The following is a 13733-nucleotide window of genomic DNA, read 5'->3' on the forward strand; positions in this document are numbered from 1 at the left end:
CCGCCAGCGTTCGTCCTGAGCCAGGATCAAACTCTCCAAACAATGAACATGTCCGGACAGATCTGTCCAAGCAAAACCGTCAAAAATGACGGGGTCATACATGTGATGATGCACATGCACTGGCTTTTAACACACTGTTGAGTTCTCAAGAAACGGACGCTTATTCCGGCGTTTCGCTTCGGTCTTGCGTTATGTCTTAATCCTTACATCCGCCCGAATCCCTGTCAAATTGACCGGGCTTCTGGTACAACGCATGCCCACGCCAAGATCACCGGAGTGAAGGTGGAGTGGGTTGCGCCGCACCGCGTCGGCTTCTAAAGATTAGCAGCGGTCTCAGACCGCTCGGGACGGTTCGTCATCTTCTAGGGACACAGAACGATCACGACCGAACATAGACTCCCCACGTGAGCAGCAACACGCCGCCACTGGCGAAGACGATTCCTACTGAGCGTACCCATCACGGCGACACCGTCATCGACGAGTACGCCTGGCTGAGCGACAAGGAAGATCCCGATACCAAGGCCTATCTGGAGGCGGAGAACGAGTTTCTCAAGCAGCAGACCGGTCACCTGGCCGACCTCCAGGAGGAGGTGTTCCAGGAGATCAAGGGCCGCACCCAGGAAACCGACCTGTCGGTGCCGAGCCGCAAGGGCGCGTGGTGGTACTTCACCCGCACCGAGGAGGGCAAGCAGTACGCGGTCTCCTGCCGCGTCCCCGCGGACAGCGAAGCACCGCCGGAGATCACCCCCGGCATCCGGCTGGACCGCGAGCGGGTGATCCTGGACGGCAACGAACTCGCCGGCGACAGCCCGTTCTTCTCGATCGGCACCAGCTCCGTCACGCCCGACGGCACGATGCTGGCCTTCTCCACCGACTACAAGGGCGACGAACGTTTCACGCTGAGGTTCAAGAACCTCGAGACGGGCGAACTGCTGCCCGACGAGATCGCCGACATCTTCTACGGAGGCGCCTGGTCGGCCGACGGCTCGGCGTTCTTCTACACGCGCGTCGACGACGCCTGGCGCCCGTACCAGGTCTATAGGCACACCCTCGGCACCCCAGAGGACGTGCTGGTCTATGAGGAGAGCGACGAGCGTTACTGGGTCGGCATCGGGCTGACGCGTAGCGAGCGCTACCTGGTGCTCGGCGCGGGCAGCAAGATCACCAGCGAGGTCAGCATCCTCGACGCGACCGATCCCACGGGTGAGTTCCGTGTCGTCCGGCCCAGGACGACCGGGATGGAGTACAGCGTCGAGCACGCCGGCGACTTCTTCTACATCCTGCACAACGAGAACGCCGAGAACTTCGAGCTGGCCACGGCCCCGCTCGACGACCCTGGCGCCTGGACCCCGATCATCGCGCACCGCGACGACACCAGGCTCTTGGAGATCGACGCGTTCGAAGACCACGCCGTGGTGCACTTCCGCCGCGACGGGCTCACGGGCCTGCGTGTCCTGCCGTACCCGAGCACGATCGCGGACTGGCGTGAGCAGGTGGAGGCGGCCGAGCGGAACGCGTACGAGATCGACTTCCCTGAGCCGCTCTACGACGTCGGCCCCGCCGGCAACCCGGAGTTCAGCACCAAACGGCTCAGGCTGGCGTACACGAGCATGGTGACTCCGCCCAGCGTGTACGACTACGAGCTGGACACCCACGCCCTGATCCTGCTCAAGCAGCGCCCGGTTCTGGGCGGCTACGACCCGGCCGACTACGAGCAGTTCCGGGAGTGGGCCACGGCCGAGGACGGGACGAAGGTCCCGGTGTCGATCGTGAAGCGGAAGGACGCGAGCAAGCCCGCGCCGACCCTCCTCTACGGGTACGGCAGCTACGAGACCTCCATCGACCCGAGCTTCTCGGTCCCGAGGTTGTCGCTGCTGGACCGCGGGTTCGTCTTCGCCGTCGCGCACGTCAGGGGCGGTGGCGAGATGGGCCGCCATTGGTACGAGAACGGCAAGCTCACCAGGAAGCGCAACACGTTCACCGACTTCGTGGCCGTGGCCAGGCACCTGAAGGCGACCGGCTGGAGCGAGCGGATCATCGCCAGGGGCGGCTCGGCGGGCGGCCTGCTGATGGGCGCGGTGGCGAACCTGGCGCCGGAGGAGTTCGCGGGCGTGGTGGCCGAGGTGCCGTTCGTGGACGCGCTCAACACCATTCTCGACCCGTCGCTGCCGCTGACCGTGATCGAATGGGACGAGTGGGGCGACCCCCTGCACAACCCGGACGTGTACGCCTACATGAAGAGCTACACCCCGTACGAGAACGTGGACGGCAGGGCATACCCGCCGATCCTGGCGATCACGAGCCTGAACGACACCCGCGTCCTCTACCACGAGCCGGCGAAGTGGATCGCCCGGCTGCGGGCGACCGCGCAGGGTGGCCCCTTCCTGCTGAAGACGGAGATGGGGGCGGGTCACGGCGGGCGCAGCGGCCGGTACGACGCCTGGCGCGAGGAGGCGTTCGCGCTCTCCTGGATCATCGAAAGGGGCACGTCATGACCTATCAGGCCGACGAAGGGCGCTACGAGCGGCAGCAGTACAACCGCAGTGGCCGGAGCGGGCTCAAGTTGCCCGCGGTCTCGCTGGGCCTGTGGCACAACTTCGGCGACAACCGGCCGATCGAGAACTCCCGGGCGATCCTGCGCCGGGCGTTCGACCTCGGGGTGACGCACTTCGACCTGGCCAACAACTACGGCGTGCCATACGGCTCGGCGGAGAAGAACTTCGGCCGGATCATGCACGAGGATTTCCGCCAGTACCGGGACGAGCTGATCATCTCCACCAAGGCCGGGTACGACATGTGGCCCGGCCCGTACGGCGAGTGGGGCTCGCGCAAATACGTGCTGGCCAGCCTCGACCAGTCGCTCCAGCGCATGGGCCTGGACTACGTGGACATCTTCTACAGCCACCGCCCCGACCCGCAGACGCCGCTGGAGGAGACCATGGGGGCGCTGGACCGGGCGGTGCGCTCGGGCAAGGCGCTGTACGCGGGCATCTCCAACTACTCGACCGAGCAGACCACGCAGGCCGCGCGGATCATGCGGGAGCTGGGCACGCCGCTGCTCATCCACCAGCCGTCGTACTCGATGATCAACCGGTGGATCGAGGACGGGCTGCTGGACGTGGTGGAGGAGGCGGGGATGGGCTGCATCGTGTTCTCGCCGCTGGCGCAGGGTGTGCTGACCGACCGCTACCTGGACGGGGTGCCCGCCGACTCGCGGGCCGCCACCAGCCGGTTCCTCTCTCCCGATCGGGTCGACCGGGAGCTGGCGCGCGATCTCAACGAGATCGCCAGGGGCCGGGGGCAGACGCTGGCTCAGATGGCGTTGTCGTGGACGCTCAGGGACCCGAGGGTGACGAGCGTGCTGATCGGCGCGAGCAGCGTGAAGCAGCTGGAGGACAACGTGGCGTGCGTGGACGGCCCGGCCTTCACCGAGGACGAACTCGAGGCCATAGACAAGATCACCGGACCCACTTCGTCGACCCGGTGATCTGAAGTCGCTCACTCACAGGGATTCGTGCCGCTGGAGGTAGGTGAAGGAGGCCCAGCCAGGCAGCACCGGCAGCCAGAACGTGAGCAGCCGGTACAACAGCACGGCCGACGTGGCCACCGCTTGGGGCACGCCTGCCGCGATCAGGGCCAGGACCAGTGCGGCCTCGACCGCGCCGAGCCCGCCGGGCGTAGGCGCGGCCGAGCCGATCGCGTTGGCCGTGAGGTAGACGACGGCGACAGCGGTGAAGCTGATCTCGCCGCCGAACGCCGACACACAGGCGTACAGGCAGGCCACGAAAGCGATAGTGATCATGAGCGTGCCCACGCCCGCCTCGATCATCTTGAGCGGCGACTGCAGCACGTCGAGCAGCCGGGGCAGCACGTTGCCGAACAGCTTGCGCAGCCGCGAGGTGACCATCCTGCGCACCGGCGGCACACCGAGCACCACGACGACCAGCAGCGCGATGGCCAGCAGCGCCACCACGAGCCCGCGCGAGGGCGTGAAGGAGGTGGCGGTGGTGGAGCCGGTGATGTAGGCGAACAGCAGCAGCAGCGCGATGTGGAAGACCAGCATGATCAGCTGCGACGCGCCCACGCTGGCCACCGCACTCGCCGGCGTGATGCCGCGCTTCTGCAGGTAGCGGGTGTTGATCGCGACCCCGCCCACGGCCGGTGGGGTGACGAGCTTGACGAACGAGGACGCGAACTGCACGAGCACGGTACGCCAGAGCGGCAGCGGCTCGGGCACGAACCCGCGCAGCATCAGCGCGGCGGCCACGAAGCTGACGAACGCGGCGACCAGCGCCAGCCCCGACCAGGCCCAGTTGGCCGTGGTGATCACCTTGTAGACGTCCACCTGGCTGAGCTGCGACAGCAGGATATAGGCGGCGATCGTGCTGGCGATGATCGTGATCAGCGTGCGCGGGCGGAACCGCTCGAGGCGTACCTCTTCGACGGTGCCTGACGGCTTGAGCGCGACGATCTGCTCGCGGAGCGTGGCCAGCAGGTGCTTCTGCTTGGCCAGGGCCGAGCGCGTCTCCCTGGTGAGCGCGATGCGCTGGAGCAACGGCATGGCGGCGGCCAGCGCCTCCGGCCCCATCACGGCCGCCGCGGCCCGCACCGAACGCTCGGCGCCGACGCGGAGCGCCAGGTAGGTGAGCAACTGGGCGACGTCGAGCCGGAGCAGCAGGTCGCCGGCCGCGATCTCACCGCTGCGCGCGTCGGTCAGCACGACGCGTCCGTCCCGGTCGAGGTGGATGCTGTCGCCGGTGAGCCGCCGGTGCGCGAGGCGCTGGATCTGCAGCAGCTCGACCTGCTCCCAGATCTGGGCGAGCAGTTCGTCGTCGATCTCCGTGTCGGGCACCTCGTCCAGGGGACGCGTCTCGATGTGCTCGTACGCCAGCAGCGCGGCCTCGGTGCCGATCTCGCTGGTGCCGAGCAGCCGGGGCGTGCTCGCGCCGGCCGCCTGGGCGGCGTACGCCATGAGCGCCTCGCGCTCCAGCTCGGCCCTGAGCGACCTGATGGCCCGGCGCCTGGTCTCGGAGTTGAGCCTGATGCGCCGCCACAGCCGGTACGGCAGTCCGGCCACCTGCCGGTCCCGGTCGAGCACGGTGACGTCGAGGCTGCTGCCGTCCTTGAGCCCGATGGCGTAGCGGCGGCTGCCCTGGTGGTCATCCTCGACGCGGCGGGCCGAGACCACCGCGAAAGACAACTTGCGCAGCGCCGACACCACCGCGCTGCCCGGGGGCCTGGTGTTGGGGCTGCCGACGCCGTACAGGGTGGCGTAGCCGATGGCCATGCCGACCACCACGGTCACGATGGCGCTCGGGATCGTGATCTGCCGGCCGGAGAAGAACGCCAGGATGTACAGGGCGATCGTGGTCCACATCAGGATGCGCCAAGTGGGGCGGCGTGAGATGCGGACGGCGGTGGCGTACGCGACGACAGAGGTGAGCAGCGTGTTCAGCGGCTCGATGTCGCGGTCGCCGGTCAGCAGCACGCGCAGGTCGTCGAGGTTGCCCCCGACGAGCCACTGCCCGAGAAGGAACGACCCGGCCATGCCGATGATGGCGGCGATCAGCCCTTCCGCGACCCGAAGTCCGTCGCGGTGGAAGACCCGCTCGACGGCGAACGCCGCGGGCACCACGAGCACGGCCGCCCCGCCGAGGAAGGCCGCGATCCTGCTGAGCAGCGGGACGAGCTCCGCGCCTCCCTTGACATCGGCCTCGAGGCCGATGAGCGTCTGCTTGGCCACCAGGGCCAGCAGGATGACCACTCCGAGCACCATGAGCGTGGTGATGAAGCGAAGCAGGTCGGACGGGCGTCGCAGGCGCTGGGGCAGCAGCGGCTCTACCACGTAGACGTCGTTGTCCGCGCGCGACTCCGCCACGGCTGGGTCCTCCTCCGCGAGGTCCGCCGCGTCATCTCTTTCCCTGATTTCGGCCACTGTCAGCGATTCTGCACCTTCCCGGCCGGACCGTACGATCTCTTGCTTTCAGTGTCTCGAACGAAGCGCAGGCTACACGCTGCGGCCCAGGTAATTCATTCGACATAGGCTGTGACCCATGTCGGGCCAATTGAAGGTTTTGGGGGCGTGTCCGCTGGACTGCCCCGACACCTGTTCCTGGATCGTCACCGTCGACAACGGCAAGGCCGTCCAATTGCGCGGTAACCCCGACCACCCGTACACCAGAGGCGCGCTCTGCGTGAAGGTCAACCGCTACCTGGAGCACTCGCAGGCCCCTGACCGGATTCTGTACCCCATGCGGCGCACCGGCCCCAAGGGCTCCGGTCAGTTCGAGCGCATCACGTGGGACGAGGCGCTGGAGGAGATCTCGGTACGCCTGCGCGGCATCGTCGAGGAGCACGGCGGCGAGGCGATCTGGCCGTACCTGGGCACGGGCACGCTCGGCTACCTGCAGGGGGCCGAGGGCGTGGCGGGCCGGCGGTTCTGGAACATGCTCGGCGCATCCAAGCACTGGCTCAACATCTGCTCGGCGGCCGGGAGCAGCGGGCTTTACCGTACGAACGGCACGGCGGCCGGCATGGACCCGGAGGACTTCGCGCTGGCCAAGCTGATTTTGCTCTGGGGCACGAACACCCTGACCAGCGGCCACCACCTGTGGAAGTTCATCCAGGACGCCCGGGCGAACGGCGCGCACGTGGTCGCCATCGACCCGATCCGCACCAGGACCGCCGACCAGGCCGACGAGTACCTGCCGATCAGGCCGGGCACGGACGCGGCGCTCGCGCTCGGCCTGCTCAACGTCGTGCTCGCGGAGAACGCGCAGGACGAGGAGTTCCTGGCCGAGCACACCGAGGGCTGGCCGGAGTTCCGCGAAGAGATCCTGCGCCACCCGGTCGAGAAGGTGTCGGAGATCACCGGCATCCCGGCCGCGGATATCCACAGCCTGGGGATGAGGCTGGCCCACACGCGCCCGACCGCCATCCGCGCCACGATGGGCATCCAGCGGCACGCGGGCGGCGGCACGGCGATGCGCACGATCGGTGCGATCCCCGGCGTCACCGGCGACTGGCGCCACCCGGGCGGCGGCGTCGCGTACTCCACCAGCGGCCACGTGCACTTCGACGTCGACACCCGCGACGACCTGCTGGCCAAACCGGTCCGCACGCTGGTCATGACCAAGCTGGCCTCGCAGTTGGACGACGTGAAGTGCCTGTGGGTGTACGCGGCCAACCCGCTCGCCTCCACTCCCGACGGGAACACGATCAGGCGGCAGCTCGCCCGCGAGGACCTGTTCACGGTCGTCATGGAGCAGTTCCCGACCGACACCGTGGACTACGCCGACATCGTGCTGCCGGCCACCATGCAGACCGAGCACCACGACCTGCACGCCGGGTACGGCCATATGTACCTGCTGTGGAACGAGCCCGCCGTCGAGCCGCCCGGCGAGTGCCTGTCCACGACGGAGACGTTCCGGCGGCTGGCGGCGCACATGGGGCTGACCGAGCCGTCGTTGTACGACTCGGACCTGGAGCTGGCCGAGCAGTTGTTGTCCAGCGGGCATCCCTCGCTGGATGGCGTCACGCTGGACCGGCTGCGCAAGGAGGGGTGGGTGCGGATGAACTATCCCAAGCCGTTCACCCCGTTCGCCGAGGGTTTCCCGACGCCGTCGGGGCGGCTGCGTTTCCCGCGGGCTGGGCAGGCCTACGTCCCGTCCCACACGGCCCAGGCCGGGCGCTCGCCGTACCCGCTGACGCTGATCACGCCGGCCGCGCACACGTTCCTCAACACGATCTTCGGCAACAACCCGGAGTTGCGGCGGCGCGCCAAGGACCCCGCGGTGCTCGTCAACCCGGCCGACGCGGCGGCCCGCGGGCTGGTGGCCGGCCAGCGGGTACGGGTGCACAACGACGGCGGCGAGTTCCTGGCCGACGTGGAGATCAGCGACCGGGTGGCGGCCGGGGTGGTGGCCTCGGCGAAGGGACGCTGGCCGAAGCTCAGCCCCGGCGGCGCCAACCCGAACGCGGTCGTGGCCGAGCGGGACGGCGACATGGGCAAGGGCCCCGGCTACCACGACAACCTGGTCGAGATCAGCCCTTGTCCCCACCTGGTGCGGACGGACGTCGACCAGCTCAGCCGAGCTTGAGCTTGTAACCCTCGTGGGAGGCCGCGAAGCCGAGCGAGTCGTAGAAGCGGTGCGCGTCCTTGCGTGACTTGTCCGACGTGAGCTGCACCATGGCGCAGCCGCGTGCCCGGGCGCGGTCGATCGCCCACTGGATCATCTCGCGGCCGAGCCCCTGGCCACGGGTGGACGCGGCGACCCTGACGGCCTCGATCAGGCACCGCTCGGCGCCCAGCCGCGACAGCCCCGCCAGGTACGTGAGCTGCATCGTCCCCACCACCTTCCCGTCACGCTCGGCCACGATCAGCTCGTCATAGGGGTTGGCGTCGATCCGCTCGAAGGCGGCCAGATAGCGCTCATCGGCCGGGTCGCCCTCGCGCTCCGCGCCGAGCTGGTCGTCGGCCAGCATGGCCACGATCGCGGGCACGTCCTCCTTGCGGGCCCGCCGGAAGATCAAGGAAAGCGCGTACTCGGACTCCATGAGCGCGGGATTGGACGGCAGCGCCATGATCTCCCCTGTCGGGGTGAACCCTTTGCGCGTGTAGAGCGCGCGGGCGGCGTGGTTCTGATCGACCGCCCAGAGCCGCACCCGCTTCGCGCCCGCGTCGCGGGCCCAGGCGACGGCCTCGTCCACCAACCGGGAGCCGACGCCGTGCCCCCGTGCCTCCGGAGCCACCCACATGGACAGCAGGTGCGCCTGGGAGTCCTCCAGGAGCACGCTCACCAGGCCGGCATCGGCCCCGTCCGGGCCTGCGGCCACCCACCACCGCCGGAGCGAACCGCTCAGCCGTTCCGCCCACTTCCCCGCCGGGAACGCGACTTCCTCGCCGTATGTGGAGCCGAACGCGTCCGGCGCGTCCTGGAGCGCCCGCAACCGGACGTCCCGCAGCCGATCTTCGTCCCCCGCACCCAGCCGCACAATGACAAATTCCTGCATGTCCGAATCATGTCAGGGACAGCTCAGGGTCCATCCCCGATGCCCCCAAGGGCCCCCAAAAGGCACGATTACCACATGAACGAAATCAGTCGACGCGATGAGGTCTCGCTTTCGGGCGCCGCCCTGCGTGGCGCCCCTTGGAAGACCGCCGCCATCGGCGGCGGCGCCGTGTCCGCGGTCAGCTTCGGTATGGGGGCGCTCACGGGCAGCGGTGATCTGGTGTGGGCGCTGGGTCTCGGCATCAGCCTGTTCACCCTGATCGCCGCGATCGGAGCGGTGTCCAAGCCGAACGAGGGCGACCGGGTGACCCGCCAGGCCCGCCTGTGGTCGCTGCAGCACCCGTGGAAGTTCGCGCTGCTGCCCGCGGGCATCACGGCGGTGCTGGACTACCCGGTGCAGCTGGTGCTGGACGGCGAAGGGGTGTTCGGCTCGGCTGTGGACGCGCTGTGGCACGGCGCGCTGGTCTACCTGATCGCCAGCATTCTGACGCTCACGATGCGGGGCCGGGCGCGCTCCGCCCGGTGACCCGCATACGTCCTCAGGCGGTCGCCGTCTCCCGCTCGGCCTGGCTCCGGCACACGCAGAACTCGTTGCCCTCGGGGTCGAGCATCGTCACCCAGCCGCTGCCGTCGGGCTGGCGCCGATCGTCGTGAACGGTCGCGCCCAGCCCGATGAGCCTCTCGACCTCCTCGTCCCTGGTCCTGCCCGCGGTCCCGTTGACGTCGACGTGGACCCGGTTCTTGACGGTCTTTCCCTCCGGCACGCGGATGAACAGCAGGAACGGGTCGCGCTCGGTCCGCAACATCACCTCGTCGTCGCCCGGCTTGTCCCCCTCTCCCAGGGGCAGCCCGGTGGCCTTGCTCCACCAGCTCGCGATCTCGTACGGGTCAGCCGCGTCGAACGTGACGGCGTGGATCTCGATCATGGGGATACCCAACCCGACACCACCAAAGACGTCAAGCCGGTTTCGGATCCCACCAGATGGTGACCCACCGATCGCGCGGCACCGGCCACATGCCGAGCTCCAGCACCGTCGCGGCCACTTCCGCCGCCCTCGACGGATCGAGGCAGACCCGCCGGCAGGCGCTCTCCGCCAGCTCCTCCAGCGACGTGAAACGTTCCAGGGGGGCCTCTCGTTCCTCCACCTGGACGGGGTAGCCCAGCGCCGCCGCCAGCGCCACGCAGTCCTCCGCGATCGGCCGCACCGGCCTGCTCACCCCGTGGAAGTGTTCCCACAACGGCGTCATCCAGCTCATGGGATGCCGGTGCGGCAGCTCCAGCACCACCCGGCCGCGCGTGCGCGCGTCGAGCGCCCGCAGGAAGCCGTCCAGGTCGGGGACGTTGTAGACCACGTGGGCGGAGATGGAGACGTCGGCCACCGGCACCCGGTCCGCCACGTCCGGCCAGCGGCCCTCGACCGTCGTGACCGGCACGCCGAGCTTGTCAGCCCTGAGCGTGAGCCCCTCCAGCATCCGAGCCGAGGTGTCCACCGCGTAGAGATGGCCGATGCGCCGGGCCAGCGGCAACGAGGACGCGCCGGGTCCCGACCCCACATCAAGGAGCGTGCCCTGGTCGGGCAGGGCCTCGGCCAGGCGGGTCATCGTGGGTCCGTCGTCCGGCTCGGCCAGCGCCCGATCGGTACGCGTGCCGAAGCGCTCCGGCGAATGGCTCCACGGATCCGCGGGCGCCTTTGCCAGGATTTCCTCCGGGATGGCCCAGGATTCCAGTCGCTCCCGCCATCGGGTGACGAGTTCTTCGGCGTCCATGGAGACGAGCATGCCATGCATAGCCGGGGTTACCCGCGGGTAGCATTTCAGAGTAAGGTTACTCCCCAGTACACACGCCCTCGGTTCAAGGAGATCTACACCCATGGGCCACTACAAGAGCAACGTTCGTGACCTCGAATTCAACCTCTTCGAGGTCTTCGGGCGCCGCGAGATCCTCGGCACAGGGCCCTTTGCGGAAGTGGACGAGGATGTCGCGCGCAGCATCCTCGAAGAGGTCAACCGGCTGGCCACCGGCGTCCTCGCCGACTCCTTCGAGGAAGGCGACAGGAACCCTCCCGTCTTCGACCCGGCGACTGCCAGCGTCAAGATCCCCGAGGGCTTCAAGAAGTCGTTCAAGGCGCTGGTCGACGGCGGCTGGGCGCATCTCGACCTGCCTGTCGAGCTGGGCGGCCCCGGCATCCCGCGGACCCTGGCCTGGGCGACGGCCGAGATGGTGCTGGGCGCGAACCCGGCGCTCTACATGTACGCCGCCGGCCCCAACTTCGCCTACACGCTGTGGAAGGTGGGCACCCCGGAGCAGAAGCGCTTCGCCGAGTTGGCCATCGAGCGCAGCTGGGGCGCCACCATGGTGCTCACCGAGCCGGACGCCGGCTCCGACGTGGGCGCCGGGCGGGCGAAGGCGGTGCGGCAGCCTGACGGCACCTGGCACATCGAGGGCGTCAAGCGCTTCATCACCAGCGCCGAGCACGACATGTCCGAGAACATCTTCCACCTCGTCCTGGCCCGCCCCGAGGGGCACGGCGCCGGCACCAAGGGGCTGTCCATGTTCCTGGTGCCGAAGTACCACGTGGACCTGGAGACCGGCGAGCTCGGCGAGCGCAACGGCGTCTACGTCACGAACGTCGAGAAGAAGATGGGCCTGAAGGTCTCCACGACCTGCGAGCTGACGTTCGGCGAGCGGCACCCGGCGGTCGGCTGGCTGGTCGGCGAAGTGCACGAGGGCATCAAGCAGATGTTCCTCGTGATCGAGCACGCCCGCATGATGGTCGGCACCAAGGCCATCGCCACGCTGTCCACCGGTTACCTGAACGCCCTCGAGTACGCCAAGAGCCGGGTCCAGGGCGCGGACCTGACGAAGATGACGGACAAGACGGCGCCGCGCGTGACCATCACCCATCACCCGGACGTACGTCGCGAGCTCATGCTGCAGAAGGCGTACGCGGAGGGCATGCGGGCCCTGGTCCTCTACACGGCCACGTTCCAGGACGCCATCCTGATCGACCCCGACGACCGGCACGCGCACGCGATGAACGACCTGCTGCTGCCGATCGTCAAGGGCGTCGGCTCCGAGCGGTCGTACGAGCTGCTCTCCCGCTCCCTGCAGACCCTGGGCGGCTCGGGTTACCTGCAGGAGTACCCGATCGAGCAGTACATCCGCGACGCCAAGATCGACTCCCTGTACGAGGGCACGACCGCCATCCAGGGTCTCGACCTGTTCTTCAGGAAGATCCTGCGGAACCAGGGCGCGGCGATCGGCTCGCTGATCGGCGAGATCAACGAGTTCGCCGGCTCCGAGGCGGGCAACGGCCGGCTCAAGGAGGAGCGCAAGCTGCTCGCCGAGGCCGCCGCCGAGGTCAAGGCCATGGGCGACACCATGGCGGGCTGGGCGCTCGGCTCGCTGGAGAACCCGGCCGAGGTCTACAAGGTGGGCCTCAACACCACCAGGTTCCTGCTGGGGCTGGGCGACCTGGTGATCGGCTGGCTGCTGCTGCGCCAGGCCGAGGTGGCGCTGGCCAAGCTGAACGACGGTGAGGACCCGTTCTACCTGGGCAAGGTCGGCGCGGCTTCGTTCTTCGCCAAGACCGTGCTGCCCAGGCTGGCCGCCGAGCGGCGGGTGCTCGCCGCCACCGGTCAGGAGCTGATGGAGCTGCCCGAAGAGGCCTTCTAGTTCGAACACCCACAGAACGCCCGCCCTCGTGCGGGCGTTCTGTCGTAAAAGGACACAGCCGGTGGGGCTCACGGCGAGTACGTTCGCGGCATGAGCTCTTCCGCGCACGACCATCCTTTGCCACCGCCGCGGGTCGAAGAGGTCTCCGACGGCGTCTACGCCTACATCCAGCCCGACGGGAGCTGGTGGATCAACAACACCGGTTTCCTGACCGGGCGGCGCGGTGTGATCTGCGTCGACGCCTGCTCGACCGAGCGCCGCACGCGTCAGTTCCGCGAGGCCGTCTCCACGGTCAGCGACCGGCCGATCACCACGCTCGTCAACACGCACCACCACGGCGACCACACGTTCGGCAACTGGTTGTTCCCCGAGGCCACGATCGTCGGGCACGAGGGCGTGCGGGCCCAGATCCTCGCCGACGGCCCGCCCACGTACCTCGCCGCGTGGTCGCCCGACGTGGACTGGGGTGCGATGGAGCTGACGCCGCCGTTCCTCACCTTCACCGACGGGGTCACCGTGCACTCCGACGACCTGCGCTGCGAGGTCAGGCACGTGGGCATGGCGGCGCACACGACCAACGACTCGTACGTGTGGATCCCGGAGCGGCGGTTGCTGTTCGCCGGCGATCTGGTCTTCAACGGCGGCACGCCGTTCGTGCTGATGGGCTCGGTCGCGGGCGCGATCGAGGCGCTCGGGCGGCTCAGGGAGCTCGAGGCGGAGACGATCGTGCCGGGGCACGGCGGAGTATGCGGTCCTGGGGTGTACGACCGGGTCGAGAGTTACCTGAGATTCGTCCAGGAGACCGCGAGGCGCGGCAAGGAGGCCGGGCTGTCGCCGCTGGACGCGGCCAGGGAGACCGACCTCGGCGAGTGGGGCGAGTTGCTGGACTCCGAACGCATCGTGGGCAACCTGCACCGGGCCTACGCGGAGCTCGACGGGCGGCCGCTCGGCGCGCCGATCGACCTTGCCACCGCCGTGCTCGAAATGATCACTTACAACGACGGCCGGCCGCTGTCGTGTTTGGCTTGATGGGTGTGATCACCGTT

10 protein-coding genes and 1 pseudogene are annotated in these 13733 nt (G+C 68.6%); 6 read left to right on the forward strand and 5 right to left on the reverse strand.

Annotated elements, in window-relative coordinates:
* Positions 1-404: 404 nt before the first annotated feature.
* On the forward strand, positions 405-2495 hold the full coding sequence (locus ETD86_RS25640; protein WP_138668720.1) for a S9 family peptidase: 2091 nt from the start codon (positions 405-407) through the stop codon (positions 2493-2495).
* Complete coding sequence (gene mgrA / locus ETD86_RS25645; RefSeq protein ID WP_138668721.1) at positions 2492-3487, forward strand: L-glyceraldehyde 3-phosphate reductase; 996 nt, start codon at positions 2492-2494, stop codon at positions 3485-3487. Before ETD86_RS25640 ends, mgrA begins: the two co-directional genes overlap by 4 nt.
* A gap of 15 nt (positions 3488-3502) precedes the next feature.
* Here the strand turns inward: mgrA and ETD86_RS25650 are convergent, their stop codons facing one another.
* The gene (locus ETD86_RS25650; RefSeq protein WP_138668722.1) at positions 3503-5878 is read right to left on the reverse strand and encodes a lysylphosphatidylglycerol synthase transmembrane domain-containing protein; all 2376 of its coding nucleotides are present in this window, start codon (positions 5876-5878) and stop codon (positions 3503-3505) included.
* A gap of 175 nt (positions 5879-6053) precedes the next feature.
* Between ETD86_RS25650 and ETD86_RS25655 the strand changes: the two genes are divergently transcribed.
* Entirely contained in the window at positions 6054-8099 is a 2046-nt protein-coding gene (locus tag ETD86_RS25655; protein ID WP_138668723.1) for a molybdopterin-containing oxidoreductase family protein, read from the forward strand.
* On the opposite strand, the gene ETD86_RS57195 is transcribed toward ETD86_RS25655, so the two are convergent.
* Positions 8086-8556, reverse strand: coding sequence for a GNAT family N-acetyltransferase (locus tag ETD86_RS57195; RefSeq protein WP_211370307.1), 471 nt, complete (start codon positions 8554-8556; stop codon positions 8086-8088). The two genes, ETD86_RS25655 and ETD86_RS57195, sit on opposite strands and share 14 nt — an antisense overlap.
* Before the next feature lie 42 nt (positions 8557-8598).
* A pseudogene (locus tag ETD86_RS57200) lies at positions 8599-9012 on the reverse strand (GNAT family N-acetyltransferase); the annotation flags it as partial.
* A 75-nt stretch (positions 9013-9087) separates the two neighbouring features.
* On the opposite strand from ETD86_RS57200, the gene ETD86_RS25665 reads away from it, so the two are divergent.
* Positions 9088-9537, forward strand: coding sequence for a hypothetical protein (locus ETD86_RS25665; RefSeq protein WP_170223261.1), 450 nt, complete (start codon positions 9088-9090; stop codon positions 9535-9537).
* Positions 9538-9550: 13 nt separating this feature from the next.
* On the opposite strand, the gene ETD86_RS25670 is transcribed toward ETD86_RS25665, so the two are convergent.
* Positions 9551-9937 carry a VOC family protein gene (locus ETD86_RS25670; RefSeq protein WP_138668725.1) on the reverse strand — a complete coding sequence of 129 codons (387 nt, stop codon included), beginning with the start codon at positions 9935-9937 and terminating at the stop codon, positions 9551-9553.
* A gap of 31 nt (positions 9938-9968) precedes the next feature.
* Positions 9969-10778: a class I SAM-dependent methyltransferase gene (locus tag ETD86_RS25675; RefSeq protein WP_246148146.1), complete on the reverse strand. Its 810-nt coding sequence runs from the start codon at positions 10776-10778 to the stop codon at positions 9969-9971.
* A gap of 103 nt (positions 10779-10881) precedes the next feature.
* Here ETD86_RS25675 and ETD86_RS25680 point away from each other — a divergent pair, with 103 nt between their 5' ends.
* Entirely contained in the window at positions 10882-12687 is a 1806-nt protein-coding gene (locus ETD86_RS25680; RefSeq protein ID WP_138668727.1) for an acyl-CoA dehydrogenase, read from the forward strand.
* 90 nt (positions 12688-12777) lie between these two features.
* On the forward strand, positions 12778-13716 hold the full coding sequence (locus ETD86_RS25685) for an MBL fold metallo-hydrolase (protein WP_138668728.1): 939 nt from the start codon (positions 12778-12780) through the stop codon (positions 13714-13716).
* Positions 13717-13733: the final 17 nt, after the last annotated feature.

The sequence above is a fragment of the Nonomuraea turkmeniaca genome, assembly GCF_005889735.1.
Lineage (GTDB): Bacteria > Actinomycetota > Actinomycetes > Streptosporangiales > Streptosporangiaceae > Nonomuraea > Nonomuraea turkmeniaca.